We start from the raw sequence: 20,828 nt of genomic DNA on the forward strand, positions 1-20,828 counted from the left end.
GGGGGCGGCCGTGGGACCTTCACACAGTACCCGGGCCGCCCCGGCGAGACCCCCGTCAGGCGAGGTGGAACACCTCGGTGAGAGGCTTCATCGCCTCGTCGGGGCGGGCCCCGTCGAGGGTCTCGAAGAGCGGTCCCATCTCCGCCTGCCAGCGGGCGTTGACCTCGGTGGCCTCCATGCCGGCCCGGGCGGCGGCGAAGTCCTCGGTCTCCAGGTAGCCGACGAGCAGGCCGTCGTCGCGCAGGAAGAGCGAGTAGTTGTGCCATCCGGTGGCGGAGAGCGCCTCGCACATCTCCGGCCACACGGCGGCGTGGCGTTCGCGGTACTCCGCGATGCGGTCCCGGCGGACCTTGAGCAGGAAACAGACGCGCTGCATGAAGTACCGCTCCCGTACGAAGGGTGTTGTGCCGGGCCTAGAAGTTGTACTGGTCGACGTTGTCGGCGGTGAACACGGTCGGCTTGCCGAGGTTGATCACGCCGTCCTTGCCGATGGTGTACTCGCCCAGGGCGCCGGCCTTGAAGGTCTCGCCCTCCTTGCCGGTGATCTGCCCGGAGGCCAGGGCGACGGCGGTGCGCGCGGCCAGCTCGCCGAGCTTGGCGGGGTCCCACAGCTCGAACGCCTCGACGGTGCCGTTCTTGACGTACTTGCGCATGTCGTTGGGGGTGCCGAGGCCGGTCAGCTTGACCTTGCCCTTGTACTTGGAGCCGGACAGGTACTGGGCGGCGGCCTTGATGCCGACGGTGGTCGGGGAGATGATCCCCTTCAGGTTCGGGTGCTCCTGGAGCAGGCCCTGGGTCTGCTGGAAGGACTTCTGGGCGTCGTCGTCTCCGTAGGCGACCTTGACCAGCTTGATGTCCTTGTACTTCGGGTCCTTCAGCTCGTCCTTCATGATCTCGATCCAGGCGTTCTGGTTCGTCGCGGTCTGCGCGGCGGACAGGATCGCGATCTCGCCCTTGTTGCCGATCTGCTCGGCCATCTGCTGCACCTGGGTGCGGCCGATGTCGTCGGCGGAGGCCTGGGAGATGAAGGCGTTGCGGCACTCGGGGTCGGTGTCCGAGTCGTAGGTGACGATCTTGATGTCGTTCTTCATCGCCTGCTTGAGCGCGGTGCACAGCGCGCCCGGGTCCTGCGCGGAGACGGCGATGGCGTCGACCTGCTGCTGGGTGAGCGTGTTGACGTAGGAGACCTGGCCGGCGGTGTCGGTGCCGCTGGAGGTGCCGACCTCCTTGTAGCTGGAGCCCAACTCCTTGAGGGCCTTCTCGCCGCCCTTGTCGGCGACGGTGAAGTAGGGGTTGTTGACCTGCTTGGGCAGGAAGCCGACGGTCAGACCCTTCTTCGTCGCGGCGTTCGGGTCGGCCTTGCCCGCCGCGGCGGCCTTGCCGCCCTCGTCCTTGACGTCCTCCTTCGTGGTGCCGCCGCAGGCGGTGGCCGCCAGGGCGAGGGAGGTGACGGCGGCGAGGGCCGCGCAGGTACGGCGGATGGACGACTTGCGCATGGTGGGTTCCTTACGAGGGTGGACGGAGCCGGGGACGGGGTTACGGAGTGGGGGCGGGCGCCTTGGACGGGGGCGCCGGTGCCGCCCTGCGTCCGGCCCTCGCGAGGGAGATCTGCCGTGCGACGCGGGGGCCGAGCACGGAGAGGACGAGCAGGACGCCGGTGACGACGATCTGCGACTGGGCGGAGACGTCCTGGAGGCTCATGACGTTCTGGAGCGCGCCAAGCAGGAACACGCCCGCGATCGCCCCGCCGAGCGTGCCCTTGCCGCCGTCGAAGTCGATGCCGCCCAGGAGCACGGCGGCGACGACGGACAGTTCGAGACCGGTGGCGTTGTCGTAGCGGGCGCTGGCGTAGTGCAGGGCCCAGAAGACGCCGGTGAGGGAGGACATCAGGCCGGTCAGCGTGAACAGGACCAGTTTCTGCCGCTTGACCCGGATGCCGGCGAAGCGCGCAGCCTCCTCGCTGGCCCCGATGGCGAACAGCGACCGGCCGAACGGCATGGCGTGCAGGGCGACGACGGCGACGGCCAGCAGCACGAGGAACGGCAGGAAGGCGTACGGGAGGAAGGTGCCGTCGACGCGTCCGGCCGCGAAGTCCAGGTACTGCGCGGGGAAGTCGGTCACTGCGTCGGACCCGAGCACGATCTGCGCGATGCCCCGGTAGGCGGCCATGGTGCCGATGGTGACGGCGAGGGAGGGCAGCCCGAGGCGGGTGACCAGCAGGCCGTTGACCAGACCGCAGACCACGCCGAGGAGCAGGCAGATCGGGATGATCGTCTCGATGGTCATGCCCTGGTCCCACAGGGCGCCCATCACCGCGCCGGACAGACCCGCGGTGGAGGCCACCGACAGGTCGATCTCGCCGGAGACGACCAGCAGCGTCATCGGCAGGGCGATGAGCGCGATCGGCAGGGTGTTGCCGATCAGGAAGGACAGGTTGAGGGCGTTGCCGAAGCCGTCGACGAAGCCGAAGGAGAGCAGCAGGACGACCACGAGGAGGGCGCCGACAACCGTGTCCCAGCGGACGGCGCGCGTCAGGGAGGTGTCAGCCATGGCGGGCGTTCCTCTTCTTCAGAGCGTTGGCCACCCGCAGCGCGACGATCCGGTCGACGGCGATGGCGAGGATGAGCAGGATGCCGTTGATGGCCAGCACCCACACGGAGCTGACGCCGAGGGCGGGCAGCACGCTGTTGATCGAGGTCAGCAGCAGCGCGCCGAGGGCGGCGCCGTAGACGCTGCCGGAGCCGCCGGTGAAGACGACGCCGCCGACCACCACGGCGCTGACGACGGTCAGTTCGTAGCCGTTGCCGGTGCCGGAGTCGACGTTGCCGAAGCGGGCGAGGTACAGGGCGCCGGCGAGTCCGGCGAGGGCGCCGCAGAAGGTGTAGGCGGCGAGGATCCGCTTGCGGACGGGGATGCCGGCCAGCCGGGCGGCCTCGGGGTTGGAGCCGAGGGCGTACAGCTCGCGTCCGCTGCCGAAGTGCTTGAGGTAGTAGGCCGTGGCGACGAGCACCGCCAGGGCGATCATGGCCAGCCAGGGCACGGCGGAGATGCCGCCGGAGCCGAAGTCGACGAAGCCGCCGGGCAGGTCGGCCGCGGTGATCTGCCGGGAGCCGACCCAGATGGAGTCGATGCCGCGGATGATGTAGAGGGTGCCGAGGGTGACGACCAGGGCGGGCACCTGGCCGAGGCTGACCAGCACGCCGTTGAGCAGGCCGAATCCGACGCCCGTCAGCACGGCGAGCAGCACGGCGGCGACGGGGTTGCCGCCGTCCTGGAGGTAGACGCCGGCGGCGAAGGCGCTGATGCCGAGGGTGGAGCCGACGGACAGGTCGACGTTGCGGGTGATGACGACCAGGGACTGCCCGGTGGCGACCAGGACCAGGATGGTCGCGTTCAGCAGGAGGTCCTTGATGCCCTGCTCGGACAGGAACTCGCTGTTGCCGGCCTGGGTGACGGCGATCATCACCAGGAAGACGAGCAGGATGGCCAGTTCGCGCATCTTGAAGATGCGGTCCACCAGCCGGGTGGCGCCCGCCTTCGGCACGTCGGCCGCGGGGGCCTTCTCCGGTGCGGTGACCGTCATGCGGCGGCCCTCCCCGTGGCTGCGGCCATCACGGTCTCCTCGGTGGCGTCGGTGCGGGCGATCTCGGCGGTCAGCCGGCCCTCGTGCATCACCAGGACCCGGTCGGCCATGCCCAGGACCTCGGGCAGGTCGGAGGAGATCATCAGGACGGCCACGCCGTCGGCGGCGAGCTGCGAGAGCAGCCGGTGCACCTCGGCCTTGGTCCCGACGTCGATGCCGCGGGTGGGCTCGTCGACGATCAGCACCTTGGGGCCGGTGGCCAGCCACTTGGCGAGGACGACCTTCTGCTGGTTGCCGCCGGACAGGGTGGCGACGGTGTCGGCGATGCGGGCGTACTTGACCTGGAGCTTGACGGCCCAGTCGAGGGAGCGGCTGCGCTCGGCCCCGCGGTCCACGAGTCCGGCCCTCACGGTCGTGCGCAGGCCGGTGAGGCCGATGTTGCGCTCGATGGACATGTCCATCACCAGGCCCTGGGCGCGGCGGTCCTCCGGGACGAGGGCGAGCCCGGCGGCCATCGCGGTGGAGGGGGCGCCGTTGACGAGCGGCTTGCCGTCGACCTCGACCTCCCCGGCGTCCCAGCGGTCGACGCCGAAGACGGCCCGGGCGACCTCGGTGCGTCCGGCGCCGACCAGTCCGGCCAGCGCCACGATCTCGCCGCGCCGCACCTCGAAGGAGACGTCGGTGAAGACGCCCTCGCGGGTCAGCCTGCGCACGCTGAGGGCCTTCTCGCCGGGGGTGACGTCCTGCTTGGGGTACAGCTCGTCGAGGTCGCGGCCGACCATGCGGCGCACCAGGTCGTCCTCGGTCATGCCCTCGAGGGGCTCGCCGGCGATCCGGGCGCCGTCGCGCAGGGTGGTGACCCGCTCGCAGATGCGGAAGATCTCCTCGAGGCGGTGGGAGATGAACAGCACCGCGGCGCCCTGTTCGCGCAGGGTGCGCACCACGCCGAAGAGCCGGGCCACCTCGCTGCCGGTGAGGGCGGCGGTCGGCTCGTCCATGATCAGGACGCGGGCGTCGAAGGAGAGCGCCTTGGCGATCTCGACGATCTGCTGGTCCGCGATGGACAGGCCGCGCGCGGGCCGGTCGGGGTCGAGTTCGACTCCCAGGCGGAGCATGAGTGCGGCGGTGGCCGCGTGGGTCGCCTTGTGGTCGATACGGCCGAGGGCGCGGCGCGGCTGGCGGCCCATGAAGATGTTCTCGGCGATCGACAGGTCGGGAAAGAGGGTGGGCTCCTGGTAGATCACGGCGATGCCGGCGTCGCGGGCGTCGCCGGGGCCGTGGAACACGACCGGCGCGCCGTCGAGCAGCACCTGGCCGGCGTCCGGCCGGTGCACTCCGGCCAGCGTCTTGATGAGGGTCGACTTTCCGGCGCCGTTCTCGCCGGCGAGGGCGTGCACCTCACCGGGGAACAGGTCCAGGGAGACGTCCCGCAGCGCACGGACCGCGCCGAAGGACTTGGAGACGTCCCTGAGCGCCAGAACCGGGGCCGAACCCGTGTCGGACGGGTGGGTCATTGGGGGCTCCTCGACGACGCCGGGCGGGACGGCCCTCGCGGCGTCGTGAAAGGTTTCAACTTGGTTGCCGGGGACGTTAGGCAGCGAGGCCATGTCACGTCAATGGTTCCGGGTCGAAAAAGTTTCGATCTCCGAAGGTTACGACCGAGTCACGGACAGCCGGGGCGGCCAGAAGGGTTGACACCCCTTCGAGAGGCTCATAACTTCGCGTTCTGAATCGTTTCATACATGGTCGTACTCGCAGCAGGCCACGACCCGATGCCACAGGAGCGCCGAAGTGACCGAGCTCGCCGCGGTGAAAGCCGCGCTCAAGACCCAGGCCGTCGAGACGCCGTCGTGGGCGTACGGCAACTCGGGCACCCGCTTCAAGGTGTTCGCCCAGGCCGGTGTCCCCCGCGACCCGTTCGAGAAGCTGGACGACGCGGCGAAGGTGCACGAGTTCACCGGCGTGGCCCCGACCGTGGCCCTGCACATCCCCTGGGACAAGGTCGAGGACTATGCCGCGCTGGCGGCGCACGCCGAGAAGCGGGGCGTGCGGATCGGCGCGATCAACTCCAACACCTTCCAGGACGACGCGTACAAGCTGGGCAGCATCTGCCATCCCGACGCGGCGGTGCGCAGGAAGGCCGTCGACCACCTGCTGGAGTGCGTCGACATCATGGACGCCACCGGGTCGCGCGACCTGAAGCTGTGGTTCGCCGACGGCACGAACTACCCCGGTCAGGACGACATCCGCTCCCGCCAGGACCGGCTGGCCGAGGGTCTGGCCGAGGTGTACGAGCGACTCGGCGAGGGGCAGCGGATGCTCCTGGAGTACAAGCTCTTCGAGCCGGCGTTCTACACGACGGACGTGCCGGACTGGGGCACGGCCTACGCGCACTGTCTGAAGCTGGGCGAGAAGGCGCAGGTCGTGGTCGACACGGGGCACCACGCACCGGGCACGAACATCGAGTTCATCGTGGCGACGCTGCTGCGGGAGGGGAAGCTCGGCGGGTTCGACTTCAACTCGCGGTTCTACGCCGACGACGACCTGATGGTGGGCGCGGCCGACCCGTTCCAGCTGTTCCGGATCATGTACGAGGTGGTGCGCGGAGGCGGGTTCACGTCCGACGTCGCGTTCATGCTCGACCAGTGCCACAACATCGAGGCGAAGATTCCGGCCATCATCCGGTCGGTGATGAACGTGCAGGAGGCCACGGCGAAGGCGCTGCTGGTCGACGGTTCGGCGCTGGCTGCCGCGCAGGCATCGGGGGATGTGCTGGAGGCCAACGCGGTGTTGATGGACGCGTACAACACGGACGTGCGTCCGCTTCTTCGGGAGGTGCGGGAGGAGTCGGGGCTGGACCCCGAGCCCATGAAGGCGTATCGCTCCTGCGGGTGGGCGGAGAAGGTCGTTGCCGAGCGGGTTGGTGGCGAGCAGGCGGGATGGGGGGCCTAGTCCGTAAGCGTCTGCCGGGTTTGTGTTGTTCGCGGGCTGCGGGCCGTATGTGGCTGGTCGCGCAGTTCCCCGCGCCCCTTGCGGGGCGCATCTCCGCCCCTCGATCGAAAAGGCACCGTCATGACATCTCACCCTGAAGCCGCCGCCCTCCTCGCCCGTTCCCATCGGCTCGGTGCCGATCCGCGCAACACCAACTACGCCGGTGGCAACGCCTCCGCCAAGGGCACCGGGACCGATCCCGTCACCGGGGGTGATGTGGAGCTGATGTGGGTCAAGGGGTCCGGCGGGGACCTCGGGACGCTCACCGAGGGCGGGCTCGCCGTGCTGCGGCTGGACCGGATGCGGGCGCTCAAGGACGTCTACCCGGGCGTCGAGCGCGAGGACGAGATGGTCGCCGCCTTCGACTACTGCCTGCACGGCAAGGGCGGCGCCGCGCCCTCGATCGACACGGCGATGCACGGGCTGGTCGAGGCCGCGCACGTCGACCACCTCCACCCCGACTCCGGGATCGCGCTGGCCTGTGCGGCGGACGGGGAGAAGCTGACCGCCGAGTGCTTCGGCGACACCGTGGTGTGGGTGCCGTGGCGGCGGCCCGGTTTCCAGCTCGGGCTGGACATCGCCGCCGTCAAGCAGGCCAACCCGCAGGCCGTCGGCTGTGTGCTCGGCGGGCACGGCATCACCGCCTGGGGCGACACCTCCGAGGAGTGCGAGCGCAACTCGCTGCACATCATCCGCACCGCCGAGGCCTTCCTCGCCGAGCGCGGCAGGGCCGAGCCGTTCGGCGCGGTGATCGAGGGGTACGCGGCGCTGCCCGGGGCCGAGCGGCGGGAGCGGGCGGCGGCGCTGGCGCCGTACGTCCGGGGGCTGGCGTCCCGGGACCGTGCGCAGGTCGGGCACTTCACCGACGCGGACGTGGTCCTGGACTTCCTCGCGCGCGCCGAGCACCCGCGGCTCGCCGCGCTCGGCACCTCCTGCCCGGACCACTTCCTGCGGACGAAGGTGCGGCCGCTGGTCCTGGACCTGCCTCCGACGACGCCGCTGGACGAGGCCGTCGCCCGGCTCAAGGAGCTGCACGCGGCCTACCGCGAGGAGTACGCCGCCTACTACGAGCGGCACGCGGAGCCGGACTCCCCCGCCATGCGCGGCGCGGACCCGGCGATCGTGCTGGTGCCGGGTGTCGGCATGTTCAGCTTCGGCAAGGACAGGCAGACCGCCCGGGTGGCCGGCGAGTTCTACGTCAACGCGATCAACGTGATGCGCGGGGCCGAGGCGGTGTCGACGTACGCGCCGATCGAGGAGTCGGAGAAGTTCCGCATCGAGTACTGGGCGCTGGAGGAGGCCAAGCTCCGGCGGATGCCGAGGCCCAAGCCGCTGGCCACCCGGGTCGCGCTCGTGACCGGCGCGGGCAGCGGGATCGGGAAGGCGATCGCGCGGCGGCTGGCCGACGAGGGTGCCTGTGTGGTCGTGGCCGACCTGAACGCCGAGAACGCGGCGGCGGTCGCCGAGGAGCTGGGCGGGGACGACAGGGCCGTCGCGGTGACCGTCGACGTCACCTCCGAGGAGCAGATCGCCGAGGCGTTCAGGGCGGCCGTGCTCGCCTTCGGCGGGGTCGACCTGGTGGTCAACAACGCGGGGATCTCGATCTCCAAGCCCCTGCTGGAGACCACGGCCAAGGACTGGGACCTCCAGCACGACATCATGGCCCGCGGCTCCTTCCTCGTCTCGCGCGAGGCGGCCCGGGTGATGACCGCGCAGGAGCTGGGCGGCGACATCGTGTACATCGCGTCGAAGAACGCCGTGTTCGCGGGCCCCAACAACATCGCCTACTCCGCCACCAAGGCCGACCAGGCCCACCAGGTGCGCCTGCTCGCCGCCGAGCTGGGCGAGCACGGCATCCGGGTCAACGGCGTCAACCCCGACGGCGTGGTGCGGGGTTCGGGGATCTTCGCGGGCGGCTGGGGTGCCCAGCGCGCCGCCGTGTACGGCGTGCCGGAGGAGAAGCTGGGCGAGTTCTACGCCCAGCGCACGCTGCTCAAGCGCGAGGTGCTGCCCGAGCACGTCGCGAACGCCGTGTTCACGCTGACCGGCGGCGACCTGACCCACACCACCGGCCTGCACGTCCCGGTCGACGCCGGCGTCGCCGCGGCGTTCCTGCGATGAGCACCGCCATCGGCGACAAGGCGTACGCCGCGGTCGACCTCGGCGCGTCCAGCGGGCGCGTCATGGTCGGCCGCGTCGGCCCCGGCCGGCTGGAACTGACCGAGGCTCACCGCTTCCCCAACCGGCCGGTCCGCACCCCCGACGGGCTGCGCTGGGACGTCCTCGCGCTCTACGCCGGTGTGCTGGACGGGCTGCGGGCGGCGGGCCGGGTGGACTCGGTCGGCGTGGACGGCTGGGCGGTGGACTACGGTCTGCTGGACGCGGACGGAGCGCTGCTGGGCAACCCGGTGCACTACCGCGACGCCCGTACCGAGGGCGTCGCGGAGCGGGTGTGGGAGACGCTGCCCGCCGGGGAGCTGTACGCGGCGACCGGGTTGCAGTACGCGCCGTTCAACACCCTGTACCAGCTGGTCGCCGCCCGGGGCACGGCCCAGTTCGCGGCGGCCCGGCGGCTGTTGCTCGTCCCCGACCTGCTGACGTACTGGCTGACCGGTGAGCAGGGCACGGAGCTGACCAACGCCTCCACCACCCAGCTGATCGACCCCCGCACCGGGGACTGGTCGCGGGAGGTGGCCGACCGGCTGGGGATCGGCCTCGGCCTGTTCGCACCGCTGCGCCGGCCGGGGGACGCGGCGGGGCTGCTGCGCCCGGAGGTGCTGGAGGAGACGGGGCTGGCCGGGCCCGTGCCGGTGACGGCGGTCGCGTCGCACGACACCGCCTCCGCGGTGGCCGCCGTACCGGCCTCGGACGAACGGTTCGCCTACATCTGCACCGGCACCTGGTCGCTGGCCGGGCTCGAACTGACCGCTCCCGTACTGACGGAGGAGAGCCGGGCCGCCAACTTCACCAACGAGCTGGGGCTGGACGGCACGGTCCGCTACCTGCGCAACATCATGGGTCTGTGGCTGCTCCAGGAGTGCGTACGGGCCTGGGGCGACCCGGATCTGGGTGAGCTGCTGCTAGCGGCGGCGCGCGTACCGGCGCTGCGGTCGGTGGTGGACGCGGGTGACGCGGGGTTCCTGGCGCCGGGGCGGATGCCGGAGCGGATCGCCGAGGCGTGCCGCGCCTCGGGGCAGCCGGTGCCCGAAACGCCCGCCGAGGTGACCCGGTGCATCCTCGACTCGCTGGCGCTGGCCCACCGCGCGGCCGTCGAGGAGGCGCAGCGGCTCGCCGGGCATCCGGTCGACGTCGTGCACGTGGTCGGCGGCGGCACCCGCAACGCGCTGCTGTGCCAGCTGACCGCCGACGCCTGCGGACTGCCGGTGGTGGCGGGGCCGGCGGAGGCGGCCGCGCTCGGCAACGTCCTCGTGCAGGCCCGCGCCCACGGTCTGGTCGGCGACCTCGCCGGGATGCGCCGACTGCTGGCGCGCACCCAGTCGTTGACCCGCTACGAACCGCGCGGCGACACGGCGCGCTGGCGGGCGGCCGAAGCCCGACTCGCCGACCGGTGAACCGGGTCTCCCCCGCCCTCCACCCCGACGACTACCCTGCTCTGGGCATGCGCCCGACGATCGGACACGAGGAGCCGCGATGCGTGTCGCCCTGTTCCTGACCTGCGTCAACGACACGCTCTATCCGGACACCGGCCGGGCGGTGGTGAAGCTGCTGACCCGGCTGGGCGTCGACGTCGACTTCCCCATGGACCAGACCTGTTGCGGTCAGGCGCACTACAACACCGGTTACCGGCACGAGGCCGAGCCGCTGGCCCGCCGCTTCGCCGACGTGTTCGCGGGCTACGACGCGATCGTGACACCTTCGGGTTCGTGCGGCGCGATGGTGCGGGAGCTGTATCCGAGGATGGGCGAGCGGGCGCGCGCGGAGGGGCGCGGGGACGCGCTCGCGGCCACGCTGGCGCCGGTGGTACCGAAGACGTACGAGCTGACGGAGTTCCTCGTGGACGTGCTGGGGGTGACCGACGTGGGGGCGTACTACCCGCGCACGGTGACGTACCACCCGACCTGTCACGGCCTGCGCAGCCTGGGTCTGGGCGACCGGCCGCGGCGGCTGCTGGAAGCGGTGAAGGGGCTGGAGCTGGTGGCGCTGCCGGGCGCCGAGGAGTGCTGCGGCTTCGGCGGGACGTTCGCCGTGAAGAACTCCGACGTGTCGGCGGCGATGGGCGCGGACAAGGTCCGCAACGCCGAGTCGACCGGCGCGGACGTGCTGTGCGCGGCCGACAACTCCTGTCTGATGCACATCGGCGGGACCATGGCGCGGCTGCGCACGGGCATGCGGCCGGTGCACATCGCGGAGATCCTGGCGAGCACTGAGGAGGAGGCGGCCGTATGAGCGGGACGTTCGTGGGGATGCCGGCCTTTCCCGTCGCGGCGCGGGAGGCCGTGGGCAACAAGACGTTGCGCGGCAACCTGCGCCACGCCACGCACACCATCCGGGACAAGCGGGCCCGCGCGGTCGCCGAGCTCGACGACTGGGCGGCGCTGCGCGAGGCGGGGAAGCAGATCAAGGACCACACGCTGCGCCATCTCGACCGGTACCTGGTGCAGGTGGAGGAGGCGGTGACGGCCGCCGGCGGCACCGTGCACTGGGCCGCCGACGCGGACGAGGCCAACGAGATCGTCGCCCGGCTGGTCGAGGAGACCGGCGAGTCGGAGGTCGTCAAGGTCAAGTCGATGGCGACGCAGGAGATCGCCCTCAACGAGGCGCTGGAGGCCCGGGGCATCCACGCCTACGAGACCGATCTCGCCGAGCTGATCGTGCAGTTGGGCAAGGACCGGCCCTCGCACATCCTGGTCCCGGCCATCCACCGCAACCGGGGCGAGATCCGGGACATCTTCCGCTCCGAGATGAGCGAGTGGGGCCGTCCGGCACCCGAGGGACTGACGGACACGCCCGCCGAACTCGCGGAGGCGGCCCGCCTGCACCTGCGGGAGAAGTTCCTGCGGGCCAAGGTCGGCATCTCCGGCGCCAACTTCGTCGTGGCCGAGACCGGCACCCTGGTGGTCGTGGAGTCCGAGGGCAACGGGCGGATGTGCCTGACCCTGCCCGAGACGCTGATCTCGGTCGTCGGCATCGAGAAGATCGTGCCCCGGTGGCAGGACCTGGAGGTGTTCCTGCAGACCCTCCCCCGCTCCTCGACGGCCGAGCGCATGAACCCGTACACGTCGATGTGGACCGGGACCACCGACGAGGACGGTCCGCGCGCCTTCCACCTGGTCCTGCTGGACAACGGCCGCACCGACACCCTCGCCGACGAGGTCGGCCGCCAGGCACTGCGCTGCATCCGCTGCTCGGCCTGCCTGAACGTCTGCCCGGTGTACGAGCGGGCCGGCGGTCACGCCTACGGCTCGGTGTACCCGGGTCCGATCGGCGCCATCCTCAGCCCTCAGCTGCGGGGCACCGGCAGCGAGATCGACGCGTCGCTGCCGTACGCGTCCTCGCTGTGCGGGGCCTGCTACGAGGTGTGCCCGGTCGCCATCGACATCCCCGAGGTGCTGGTGCACCTGCGGGAGCGGGTGGTGCAGGGCGGGCCCGCGGTCCGCAACGGCAACCGGGTCGTCCTGAAGCCCGCCAAGGGGCACGCGGCCGAGCGGGCGGCGATGCGGGCGGCGCAGTGGGCGTTCACCCACCCGGGCGCGCTGCGGACCGGGCAGCGGCTGGCCTCGCGCACCCGGCGTCTGCATCCGCGTACCCTGCCGGGCCCCGGCCGGGCGTGGAGCGGCAGCCGAGACCTGCCGACGGTGCCCGCGGAGCCGTTCCGGGACTGGTGGCAGCGCACGCACGGCGGAAAGGGCGGAGCGAAGTGAGCAGCAGGGAACGCGTCCTGGGCCGGGTGCGGCGTGCGCTGGCGGACGTGCCGGGCGACGCACGGCCCTACGAAGAGGCCGTCACCCGGGACTACCTGCGCGAGCACGGGCGGCGTTCCGTCCCGCAGACGGTGGATCTCCTCGCCGAGAACCTGGCGGACTACCGGGCGATCGTGCACCGGTGCGCGGACGGGCAGTTGCCCGGCCTGCTGATGCGGCTTCTGGCGGCACACGGCTCGCAGAGCGTGGCGGTGCCCCCGGGGCTGCCGCCTGGCTGGCTGGAGGCCGTCGACGCGACCCGCGTCCAGGACCGTGCGGCGAGCACCCCGCCGGAACTCGACCGGGTCGACAGCGTGGTCACCGGCTGCGCCGTGGCCGTCGCCGAGACCGGCACCATCGTCCTGGACGGCTCCCCCGACCAGGGCCGCCGCCGCATCACCCTGGTGCCGGACCACCACATCTGTGTCGTACGGGTGCCGGACCAGGTGGTCGCGTCGGTCCCGCAGGCCCTCGAACGCCTCGATCCGGCCCGGCCGTTGACGTGGATCTCCGGTCCGTCCGCGACCAGTGACATCGAGCTGGACCGGGTCGAGGGGGTGCACGGTCCGCGCACCCTGGAGGTGGTGCTGCTGAGCGGCTCGTAGCGCCGCCGGGGTGTCGCTGAGTACACCCCCGGACACGGGCCCTGCGCCCAGTGTGGTCCGGCCCCGGTCTCCGTAGCGTCTTCCACGAGGCACCGCACCGGGCGGGCCGCACGGAAGGTGATGACCATGTTTCGCTCCGGCGCACGAGGCACCCACGACCCGGGCCCCGCCCCCGAGGCCCTCCGGCTCGTCAAGGTGACCCGGACGTACGGCTCGGCGGAGAACGCCGTGACCGCCCTGGACGGGGTGACGCTGAGCCTGGGACGCGGCACGTTCACCGCGATCATGGGGCCGTCGGGGTCGGGCAAGTCCACGCTGCTCCAGTGCGCGGCGGGACTCGACCGGCCGGACAGCGGCATCGTGTGCGTGGACGGCAAGGAGCTGACGGGGGGCGGCGAGGCGGAGCTGACGAAGTTCCGGCGCGGCCGGGTCGGCTTCGTGTTCCAGCAGTACAACCTGCTGGAGACGCTGACCGTCGCGCAGAACACGGTGCTGCCGCTCAAGCTGGCCGGGCGGCGCGTGGACCGGAGGCGGGCGCGGGAGATCCTGACGTCGGTCGGTCTCGGGGACCGCCTCGGCCACCGCCCCGACCAGCTCTCCGGCGGTCAGCGGCAGCGGGTGGCGATCGCGCGGGCCCTGGTCACCGAGCCGCGGGTGATCTTCGCGGACGAGCCGACGGGTGCCCTGGACACGCGCAGCGCCCGGCAGGTGCTGCTGCTGCTCCAGGAGGCGGTGCGGGTGCACGGGCGGACCGTGGTGATGGTGACGCACGACCCGGTCGCCGCCTCGTACGCGGACTCCGTGGTCTTCCTCGCCGACGGCCGGCCGGCGGGGCGGATGGACGCGCCGACGCCGGACGCGGTGGCGGAGCGCCTCGCGCACCTGGGCGACGACGTGCCGGCGGGGGTGTGAGCGATGTTCGTACTGGCTCTGCGGTCGATCCGGCGGCGTCCCGGACGGTTCCTCGCGACGCTGCTGTCCGCCTTCCTGGGGGCGGCGATCATCATGACGTTCAACTCGATGCACGACACCGCCGGGCAGGACGGCGTCGACCCGGTCAGCTCGGAGACGCTGGGCACGGCGGCGGGAGTCGTCGGCGGTTACGGGACCCTGCTGGTGTTCTTCGCGGTGGCCTCGACGCTGACGGTCAACGTGCGTCAGCGGACCGCCGAACTGGAGCTGCTGCGCTGCTCGGGGGCGACCCCGGCGCAGATCAAGCGGATGGTCGTGGGTGAGGCGGTGGCCGTGGCCCTGGTGGGCGCGGCGCTGGCGGTCGGCCCGGCGATGCTCGGCGGACGGGCGCTGCTCGACCTGTTCCAGGACAGCGGCCAGGTGGCGCGGTCCGTGGACTACTCCTTCGGGCCCGTCGCCCTGCTGAGCGGTGTGGACATCACCCTGCTGGCCGCCGCGGGCGCCGCGTTCCTGGCGGTACGGCGGGTGACGCGGGGCGGCCGGGAGCGGGCCGGGGCGAAGCGGTTCCTGGCGTATGCGGCACTGGTCACCGGGGCCCTCGGGGCCTGCTCCACCTTCCTGTTCTCCGCGACGGACGAGGCGCTGATGGCGGCGCCGGCCTACGGGGCGATCCTCCTCTCGGTCGGTTTCGCGCTGCTGTCGCCGCGGCTGCTGAAGGGCGTCCTCGCCCGGCTGCCGCTGAGCGGCGCGAGCGGATGGCTGGCGGTGCGGAACCTGCGCCGGCGGGCGGATCAGCTGGCCGGGATCCTGGTGTCGTTGATCATGTTCACCGCCGTTTCGACGGCGACGGTCACGATGCAGGCCGTGGAGAGCGACGCGGTGAAGGCCTCGGGCCTGGTGAAGTCGGTCGACGCGAAGAACCTGGAGACGCTGAACCTCACGGTGGTCGGCATCATCGCGGTGTTCGTGTGCGTGATGCTGGTCAACTCGCTGTACGCGGCGACGACAAACCGCTCGCGTGAATTCGGTCAACAGCGGCTGGCGGGGGCGACGCCGGGACAGGTGCTGGGCGTGGTGGCCGCCGAGGGTGTGGTCCTCACGGTGACCGGGGTGTTCTTCGGCACGGTGGCGGCGCTGGCCGGTGTGGTGCCGTTCACGGTGGTCCGCACCGACGCGGTGCTGCCGGACCAGTTCCTCGGGGTGTGGCTGGCGATGGTGGCGGTGTCGGCGGCGGCGACGCTGGGGACGAGCCTGGGCACGGCGCGGCGGGTGCTGCGTACACCGGCTGTGGGGGCGGTGGCGGCGGCCGCGTGACCGGCGGGAGGGGAGGGGGCGACCGCCACTGCGGTCGCCCCCTCTCCCCTCCCTGCCTTCCGGACCTCCGGTCAGTCGGCCTTGGCGTACTCCTTCGCCATGCTGCCGGCGAAGTCGTACACGACGCACTGTCCGTCGCCCACGACCCAGGCGTCGTGGCCGGGCGAGCAGACGAAGACGTCGCCGGGGCCCACCTCGCTCTCGGTGCCGTCGTCCATGCGGACGTGCATGCGTCCCTCGACCACGTAGCAGTTGTGGTGGATCATGCAGCTGTCGGTGCCGGCGATCGGTGCCACGGACTCCGACCAGCGCCAGCCCGGTTCGAAGGTGGCGACGGCGAAGTCGAGCCCTTCCATGTGCACGGCCTCGATGTGCCCGCGCGGGAAGTCGCGCCGCTCGTCCGGCTTGTCGAGCGTCTTTGCCTCCAGCATGACGCTCCTCCTTTCCCTGGCCCCACCACTCCATCGTCCGCCTGTCAACTCGGCGGCGCCATCCGGGGGACGCCCGCCGTCAGCGGGATCCGCCGCAGAGTTCGGCGAAGCGGGCGGCGTCCACGTTGCCGCCGGAGAGGATCACGCCGACGCGGCGGGGCAGGGCGTCGATCCGGCCGCTCAGAAGGGCGGCCAGCGGGGTGGCGCCGCTGGGTTCGAGTACGGTCTTCAGCCGTTCGAACGCGAACCGCATCGCGTGCCGGATCTCGTCGTCGGAGACCAGCACCACCCCGTCGAGGAGCCTCCGGTTGACGGAGAACGTCAGCTCGCCGGGGGTGGGCACCGCCTGGCCGTCGGCGATGGTGCGGGGCACGGGCACGGTGACGCGCCGGCCGGCCTCCAGGGAGCGCCGGGTGTCGTCGCCGGCCTCCGGTTCGACGCCGATCACCCGGGTGCCGGGGTGCAGGGCCTTGACCGCGGTGGCGCTCCCGGCGATCAGTCCGCCGCCGCCGACCGGTGCGACCAGCGCGTCCAGCTCCCCGGTCTCCTCGACCAGTTCGAGGGCGGCGGTGCCCTGGCCCGCGAGGACGTGCGGGTGCTCGTAGGGCGGGATCAGGGTCAGGCCCCGGTCGGCGGCCAGGGCCTCGGCGATGGCCGCGCGGTCGCCGGTGTAGCGGTCGTAGGTGACGATCTCGGCGCCGTAGCCGGCGGCGGCGTCCCGTTTGGAGGGCGGCGCGTCCTCCGGCATGACGATCACCGCGGTGGTGCCCAGCTCGCGTGCGGCGAGGGCGACCGCCTGGGCGTGGTTGCCCGAGGAGTAGGCGGCGATGCCCCGGGCCAGCTGCTCCGGCGTGAGACGGGAGGCCGCGTTGTAGGCGCCGCGGAACTTGAAGGCGCCGACCCGCTGGAGGTTCTCGCACTTGAGGAAGACCTCGGCGCCGACGAGGGCGTCCAGGGTGCGCGAGCGCAGCACGGGGGTGCGGTGTGCGACGCCCTCGATGCGGGCGGCGGCCGAGCGGACGTCGTCGAGGGTGACGGGCGGGGTGGTGGTCGGCACGGGGGTCCTCAGAGGGTGTCGGCGGCCGGGCCGGGGACGGCGCGGGCCTGGGAGAGGTAGTGGTAGGCGGAGGCGCGGGAGATGCCGAGCCGGGCGGCGACGTGCTCGACCGAGCGGCGCACGGCGAACACACCGCGCCCGTCGAGGTCGCGGAACAGCTCCAGGCGCCGCTCCCGGTCCAGCGCCGCCCAGCTGGTGTCCCGTCGCAGCGGATGGTCGTCCACGATGGCGTCGACCACGGCGTCGATGTCGTCGCCGAAGGTGGTCGCCGGGACTTCGGCGGGGGTCCGGGCGGTGCCGGCGAGGGCGCCGAGCAGGGCGTGGGCCCGGTCGACGGCGGTGACGTCCAGGTTGACGCACAGGGCACCGAAGACGGCACCCGTGGAGTCGCGCAGGACCATGGTGGAGGACTTGAGCAGCTTGCCCTCGGCCGTGCGCGTGACGTAGTTCAGCTCGTCGCGTGCCTCGTCGCCGCGGGCCAGCACGCGCATGCCGATCTCGCTCATCGCGCCGCCCACCGTCCGTCCGGTCACGGATCCGGCGACGGCCACGACCGAGTGCTCGGGGTGCCGGTAGTCGTGGAGCACCGCCTCGCAGACCGGTCCGAACGTCGCGGCGATCCCGTCGACGACGGGGCGCAGTGCGGCGAGGACGGTGTCGCGTTCGGCGTCCAGTGCGGGTTCGTTCATCCCACTCAGACTACACGTCCAGCTTCTGGACCAGAAGTCCAAGTGCGACACCGCTCGGCAGCGGCCGGGCAGGTTCCGCCGGAGTGCGCCTCCCCCTCCGGCCGGGAGTTGCGGGAGGGCACGACCCGGCACGGGTATGTCTCCCGCTACTACGAGGCCCATCAGTGTCCGAGTCACTCGTACGGAGGTCGTCCCCCATGCCCAAGGACGCCGAGTCCCCCAAGAAGCTGCGCGACAACCGCGCCGCGCTCACCCACAAGGTCGGGTACGCGCTGCGCCACCCCGAGCGCGTCGGCCCCTACGTCCGCCGGGCCGGACGCGACGCGTGGCTGCGGATCAAGCACCCCGACCACGTCGGCTACTACCGGGCGGTGATGGCCTCCGACACCCGGCGCAGCCCCGAGGCCGCGGTCGGCAGCCGGACGCACGACCGCTGGCTGGCGCTCGGACGGATGCAGTTCGACTACCTGGTCGAGCACGGGCTGCGCCCCGGGCACCGGATGCTCGACATCGGCTGCGGCAACCTGCGCGGCGGCTGGCGGTTCATCGACCACCTCGACACCGGTCACTACTACGGCGTCGACATCTCGCCGGACATCCTGATCGCCGCCAAGCAGACCCTGACCGAGCGCGGGCTCCAGGCGAAGCTGCCCCACCTGACCATCACCGGGGACCTGCGGCTGGAGTTCCTGCCCGACGACCACTTCGACGTCGTCCACGCGCACAGCGTCTTCTCGCACTCGCCGCTGGGCATCATCGACGAGTGCCTCGCGCACGTCGGCCGCGTCCTGACCGACACGGGGTTCTTCGACTTCACCTTCGACCGGACGGAGGGCGCGGAGCACCAGGTGCTCCGCGAGGACTTCTACTACCGCACGGACACCCTGCTCACGCTCGCCGCCCAGCACAGTCTGCACGCGCGGTTCATGGAGGACTGGGAGAAGCGGCCGCACGGCCAGTCCAAGATCCGGGTGAGCCGGTCGCCGCTGCCCGCATAGGCCACCCGATCGCGAGCAGGGGCCGGACCGCGCGTCCGGCCCCTACGGGCGCGGGTCGACCCGTCGCCAGGCGGGCCGGGAGTCCGCTCCCCGGCGACCGGCCGCGGCGGCGCAGCGGGGACAGACCCTGCGGACTGCGTCGGCGGCGCCGCCGGACTCCGGCAGCACATCGGTCCAGGTGACCCCGGCGAACCGGGAGAGTCGCGAGCGGTGGAGCGACAGCCCGCACACCGTCTCGTTCCTGCCCTGCTCCCACGCGTGCACCTCGCCGGCCGGCAGCCAACGGCCGTCGACCTCGTCCCACCAGCGGCCGGAGGCCGCCACGTCGTAGCGCCGTGTCCTGGCCATGGCCTCCGGGTGCCCCACGGGGGCCATGGCCACACGCGCGTACCGCCTCCTGTGTGATCACTCCGCAAGCCCTGCCCGTTTAAAGCGTTTTGTCTGCTTAGCATGCGGGGTCCGCGCATCGCCCCGTTGTACGAGAGGACAACCAGATGGCGCCCACGGGCCGTCCCAGCGCACTGGCCGAGCACGCCTTCTCCCCGCACGACGCCGTGATGGGCGCCGCCGTCCGGCACCTCGGCCGCCGGCGCTTCCTCACCGTGACCGCGGCGGCCGCCGCCCTCGCCTTCACCACCAACCTGCCGGCCCGCGGCGCGGTCGCCGCCCCCGAACGCGCCGCCCGGATCAGCAAGGACCCCTTCACCCTCGGGGTCGCCTCCGGCGATCCGCTGCCGGACTCGGTGCTGCTGTGGACCAGGCTGGCGCCCGAGCCGTTCCTGGAGGACGGCGGGATGGGCACGGAGCGGGTCACGGTCGAGTGGGAGGTGGCCCTGGACGAGTACTTCGCGGGTGTCCTGTTCCGGGGCACCGCCGACGCCCACGCCGAGTACAACCACAGCGTCCACGTCGACGTGAAGGGCCTGACGCCCGGGACGGTCTACTACTACCGGTTCCGCGCCGGGGCCTGGCTCAGCCCGGCGGGCCGCACCCGCACCGCGCCCGCGGCGGGCGGCGCCGTCTCGTCGCTGAAACTCGCGGCGGTCGCCTGCCAGGCCTACATGGACGGCTACTACACCGTGCTCCGCCATGTCGCCCAGGACGACGTGGACGTGGTGTTCCACCTCGGTGACTACCTGTACGAGTACGCGGTGAACTCCGCGGGCGGAGAGCGCCACTACACCGATGTCACGCTGCCCGACGTGTTCAACCGCGAGACGATGACCCTCGCGGACTACCGCCTGCGCTACTCGCTCTACAAGACCGATGAGGACCTGCGGGCCGCCCACGCCCGGCACCCGTTCGTCGTCGCCTGGGACGACCACGAGACCGAGAACAACTACGCGGGCAGCACCCCGGAGAACGACATCCCGCCGTCCGAGTTCCTGCTGCGGCGGGCCGCCGCGTACCGCGCGTACTGGGAGAACCAGCCGCTGCGCGCCGCCCAGCTGCCGCAGGGCCCCGACGCCCGGCTGTACCGCCGTCTGCACTGGGGCACGCTCGCGCAGTTCGACATCCTCGACACCCGCCAGTACCGCTCCGACCAGGCCTACGACGACCGGCCGCACGCCCCCGGGGCCGAGTCGGACGACCCGGCGCGCACCATCACCGGCGCCGCGCAGGAACAGTGGCTGCTCGACGGCTGGAAGGGCTCGACCGCCCTGTGGAACGTGATGCCCCAGCAGGTGTGCTTCGCGCAGCGCAAGTTCGACACGACCGCCGACGCCGCGCTCTCCATGGACGCCTGGGACGGCTACCGGGCCTCGCGCGACCGGGTGGTCGCCGGGGCGAAGGCCGCCGGGGTCGACAACTGGCTGATCCTCACCGGCGACGTGCACGTGGGCTACGCGCTCGACGTCAAGGAGGACTTCGACGACCCGGCGTCCGCCACCGTCGGCACCGAGGTCACCTGCACCTCGGTGGCCAGCGGCCGGGACGGCGTGGAGAAGCCCGCCAACTGGGACCTGTACATGCGGGCCAACCCGCACATGAAGTTCTACAACGGCAAGCGCGGCTACGTCCGGGCCGAACTCGGCCGCCAGGCCGCCCACCTGGACTTCAGGACGGTCTCCGCCATCAGCGCGCCCGGCGCTCCCGTCACCACCGCCGCGTCCTTCGTCACCGAGGCGGGCGAGCCGGGACTGAAACCCGCCTGATCCCGGCCGCGCCACAGGGCGTCCGCGTACTGCACATGCCACCCGCGGCGTCCCCCATAGCGCGAAACGGGCCCGGGCCGGGCATCGCCGCGGATCTTTGCGGCAAGGCCTGTGACTTCGCCGCCGGCGCACCGTGACCCACGGTGCGCCCACCGAACACCGCTGTCTCGC

19 protein-coding genes are annotated in these 20,828 nt (G+C 72.1%); 10 read left to right on the plus strand and 9 right to left on the minus strand.

What is annotated here, in order from left to right; genetic code table 11:
* Positions 1-55: 55 nt before the first annotated feature.
* Genes OHA99_RS02370 through OHA99_RS02390 form a run of 5 tightly spaced genes read right to left on the minus strand, consistent with a single transcriptional unit; the run spans position 56 to position 5,097 of the window.
* Positions 56-376 (minus strand): L-rhamnose mutarotase, encoded by a 321-nt coding sequence (locus tag OHA99_RS02370; RefSeq protein WP_153176498.1) that lies wholly within the window; start codon positions 374-376, stop codon positions 56-58.
* Between the two features lie 37 nt (positions 377-413).
* Positions 414-1,496 carry a rhamnose ABC transporter substrate-binding protein gene (gene rhaS / locus OHA99_RS02375; RefSeq protein WP_153176499.1) on the minus strand — a complete coding sequence of 361 codons (1,083 nt, stop codon included), beginning with the start codon at positions 1,494-1,496 and terminating at the stop codon, positions 414-416.
* 40 nt (positions 1,497-1,536) lie between these two features.
* Positions 1,537-2,550 (minus strand): ABC transporter permease, encoded by a 1,014-nt coding sequence (locus tag OHA99_RS02380; RefSeq protein WP_405693703.1) that lies wholly within the window; start codon positions 2,548-2,550, stop codon positions 1,537-1,539.
* On the minus strand, positions 2,543-3,583 hold the full coding sequence (locus OHA99_RS02385; protein WP_405693704.1) for an ABC transporter permease: 1,041 nt from the start codon (positions 3,581-3,583) through the stop codon (positions 2,543-2,545). The genes OHA99_RS02380 and OHA99_RS02385 overlap by 8 nt, the downstream gene beginning before the upstream one ends.
* Positions 3,580-5,097, minus strand: a complete 1,518-nt coding sequence (locus OHA99_RS02390) for a sugar ABC transporter ATP-binding protein (RefSeq protein WP_165683774.1) — start codon at positions 5,095-5,097, stop codon at positions 3,580-3,582. The genes OHA99_RS02385 and OHA99_RS02390 overlap by 4 nt, the downstream gene beginning before the upstream one ends.
* A 277-nt stretch (positions 5,098-5,374) precedes the next feature.
* Between OHA99_RS02390 and rhaI the strand changes: the two genes are divergently transcribed.
* From rhaI to OHA99_RS02430, 8 genes are all read left to right on the plus strand, one after another.
* On the plus strand, positions 5,375-6,535 hold the full coding sequence (gene rhaI / locus OHA99_RS02395; RefSeq protein WP_153176503.1) for an L-rhamnose isomerase: 1,161 nt from the start codon (positions 5,375-5,377) through the stop codon (positions 6,533-6,535).
* A gap of 120 nt (positions 6,536-6,655) precedes the next feature.
* A complete protein-coding gene (locus tag OHA99_RS02400) occupies positions 6,656-8,695 on the plus strand; it encodes a bifunctional aldolase/short-chain dehydrogenase (RefSeq protein ID WP_405693706.1) in 2,040 nt (679 codons plus the stop codon).
* On the plus strand, positions 8,692-10,146 hold the full coding sequence (locus OHA99_RS02405; RefSeq protein WP_405693708.1) for a rhamnulokinase family protein: 1,455 nt from the start codon (positions 8,692-8,694) through the stop codon (positions 10,144-10,146). Before OHA99_RS02400 ends, OHA99_RS02405 begins: the two co-directional genes overlap by 4 nt.
* 79 nt (positions 10,147-10,225) lie before the next feature.
* The gene (locus OHA99_RS02410; RefSeq protein ID WP_153176506.1) at positions 10,226-10,981 is read left to right on the plus strand and encodes a (Fe-S)-binding protein; all 756 of its coding nucleotides are present in this window, start codon (positions 10,226-10,228) and stop codon (positions 10,979-10,981) included.
* Positions 10,978-12,456: a LutB/LldF family L-lactate oxidation iron-sulfur protein gene (locus OHA99_RS02415; RefSeq protein WP_282880392.1), complete on the plus strand. Its 1,479-nt coding sequence runs from the start codon at positions 10,978-10,980 to the stop codon at positions 12,454-12,456. The genes OHA99_RS02410 and OHA99_RS02415 overlap by 4 nt, the downstream gene beginning before the upstream one ends.
* Positions 12,453-13,100, plus strand: a complete 648-nt coding sequence (locus tag OHA99_RS02420; RefSeq protein WP_405693710.1) for a lactate utilization protein C — start codon at positions 12,453-12,455, stop codon at positions 13,098-13,100. Before OHA99_RS02415 ends, OHA99_RS02420 begins: the two co-directional genes overlap by 4 nt.
* Before the next feature lie 120 nt (positions 13,101-13,220).
* Complete coding sequence (locus OHA99_RS02425; protein WP_054101241.1) at positions 13,221-14,012, plus strand: ABC transporter ATP-binding protein; 792 nt, start codon at positions 13,221-13,223, stop codon at positions 14,010-14,012.
* A 3-nt stretch (positions 14,013-14,015) separates the two neighbouring features.
* Positions 14,016-15,326 carry an FtsX-like permease family protein gene (locus OHA99_RS02430; RefSeq protein WP_405693712.1) on the plus strand — a complete coding sequence of 437 codons (1,311 nt, stop codon included), beginning with the start codon at positions 14,016-14,018 and terminating at the stop codon, positions 15,324-15,326.
* Between the two features lie 71 nt (positions 15,327-15,397).
* On the opposite strand, the gene OHA99_RS02435 is transcribed toward OHA99_RS02430, so the two are convergent.
* The 3 genes from OHA99_RS02435 to OHA99_RS02445 form a co-directional block, all read right to left on the minus strand.
* Entirely contained in the window at positions 15,398-15,757 is a 360-nt protein-coding gene (locus OHA99_RS02435; protein ID WP_007389344.1) for a cupin domain-containing protein, read from the minus strand.
* 79 nt (positions 15,758-15,836) lie between these two features.
* A complete protein-coding gene (locus OHA99_RS02440) occupies positions 15,837-16,814 on the minus strand; it encodes a pyridoxal-phosphate dependent enzyme (protein WP_153176510.1) in 978 nt (325 codons plus the stop codon).
* 8 nt (positions 16,815-16,822) lie between these two features.
* Complete coding sequence (locus OHA99_RS02445) at positions 16,823-17,503, minus strand: PAS domain-containing protein (protein WP_345961686.1); 681 nt, start codon at positions 17,501-17,503, stop codon at positions 16,823-16,825.
* Between the two features lie 197 nt (positions 17,504-17,700).
* Between OHA99_RS02445 and OHA99_RS02450 the strand changes: the two genes are divergently transcribed.
* Positions 17,701-18,501, plus strand: a complete 801-nt coding sequence (locus OHA99_RS02450; protein WP_366471532.1) for a class I SAM-dependent methyltransferase — start codon at positions 17,701-17,703, stop codon at positions 18,499-18,501.
* A 42-nt stretch (positions 18,502-18,543) separates the two neighbouring features.
* On the opposite strand, the gene OHA99_RS02455 is transcribed toward OHA99_RS02450, so the two are convergent.
* Positions 18,544-18,849, minus strand: coding sequence for a hypothetical protein (locus OHA99_RS02455; protein ID WP_366471752.1), 306 nt, complete (start codon positions 18,847-18,849; stop codon positions 18,544-18,546).
* Positions 18,850-18,995: 146 nt separating this feature from the next.
* On the opposite strand from OHA99_RS02455, the gene OHA99_RS02460 reads away from it, so the two are divergent.
* Positions 18,996-20,657, plus strand: a complete 1,662-nt coding sequence (locus tag OHA99_RS02460; RefSeq protein ID WP_164381221.1) for an alkaline phosphatase — start codon at positions 18,996-18,998, stop codon at positions 20,655-20,657.
* Positions 20,658-20,828 lie beyond the last annotated feature (171 nt).

This window comes from Streptomyces coelicoflavus (assembly GCF_045041415.1).
Taxonomy (GTDB): Bacteria; Actinomycetota; Actinomycetes; order Streptomycetales; family Streptomycetaceae; genus Streptomyces; species Streptomyces coelicoflavus.

Excerpts from the sequence above, each read along its gene's own strand:
- OHA99_RS02370 (WP_153176498.1), bottom strand. The coding sequence starts at position 376 with ATGCAGCGCGTCTGTTTCCTGCTCAAGGTCCGCCGGGACCGCATCGCG.
- rhaS (WP_153176499.1), bottom strand. The coding sequence starts at position 1,496 with ATGCGCAAGTCGTCCATCCGCCGTACCTGCGCGGCCCTCGCCGCCGTC.
- OHA99_RS02380 (WP_405693703.1), bottom strand. The coding sequence starts at position 2,550 with ATGGCTGACACCTCCCTGACGCGCGCCGTCCGCTGGGACACGGTTGTC.
- OHA99_RS02385 (WP_405693704.1), bottom strand. The coding sequence starts at position 3,583 with ATGACGGTCACCGCACCGGAGAAGGCCCCCGCGGCCGACGTGCCGAAG.
- OHA99_RS02390 (WP_165683774.1), bottom strand. The coding sequence starts at position 5,097 with ATGACCCACCCGTCCGACACGGGTTCGGCCCCGGTTCTGGCGCTCAGG.
- OHA99_RS02400 (WP_405693706.1), top strand. The coding sequence starts at position 6,656 with ATGACATCTCACCCTGAAGCCGCCGCCCTCCTCGCCCGTTCCCATCGG.
- OHA99_RS02405 (WP_405693708.1), top strand. The coding sequence starts at position 8,692 with ATGAGCACCGCCATCGGCGACAAGGCGTACGCCGCGGTCGACCTCGGC.
- OHA99_RS02410 (WP_153176506.1), top strand. The coding sequence starts at position 10,226 with ATGCGTGTCGCCCTGTTCCTGACCTGCGTCAACGACACGCTCTATCCG.
- OHA99_RS02415 (WP_282880392.1), top strand. The coding sequence starts at position 10,978 with ATGAGCGGGACGTTCGTGGGGATGCCGGCCTTTCCCGTCGCGGCGCGG.
- OHA99_RS02425 (WP_054101241.1), top strand. The coding sequence starts at position 13,221 with ATGACCATGTTTCGCTCCGGCGCACGAGGCACCCACGACCCGGGCCCC.
- OHA99_RS02430 (WP_405693712.1), top strand. The coding sequence starts at position 14,016 with ATGTTCGTACTGGCTCTGCGGTCGATCCGGCGGCGTCCCGGACGGTTC.
- OHA99_RS02435 (WP_007389344.1), bottom strand. The coding sequence starts at position 15,757 with ATGCTGGAGGCAAAGACGCTCGACAAGCCGGACGAGCGGCGCGACTTC.
- OHA99_RS02445 (WP_345961686.1), bottom strand. The coding sequence starts at position 17,503 with ATGAACGAACCCGCACTGGACGCCGAACGCGACACCGTCCTCGCCGCA.
- OHA99_RS02450 (WP_366471532.1), top strand. The coding sequence starts at position 17,701 with ATGCCCAAGGACGCCGAGTCCCCCAAGAAGCTGCGCGACAACCGCGCC.
- OHA99_RS02455 (WP_366471752.1), bottom strand. The coding sequence starts at position 18,849 with ATGGCCAGGACACGGCGCTACGACGTGGCGGCCTCCGGCCGCTGGTGG.
- OHA99_RS02460 (WP_164381221.1), top strand. The coding sequence starts at position 18,996 with ATGGCGCCCACGGGCCGTCCCAGCGCACTGGCCGAGCACGCCTTCTCC.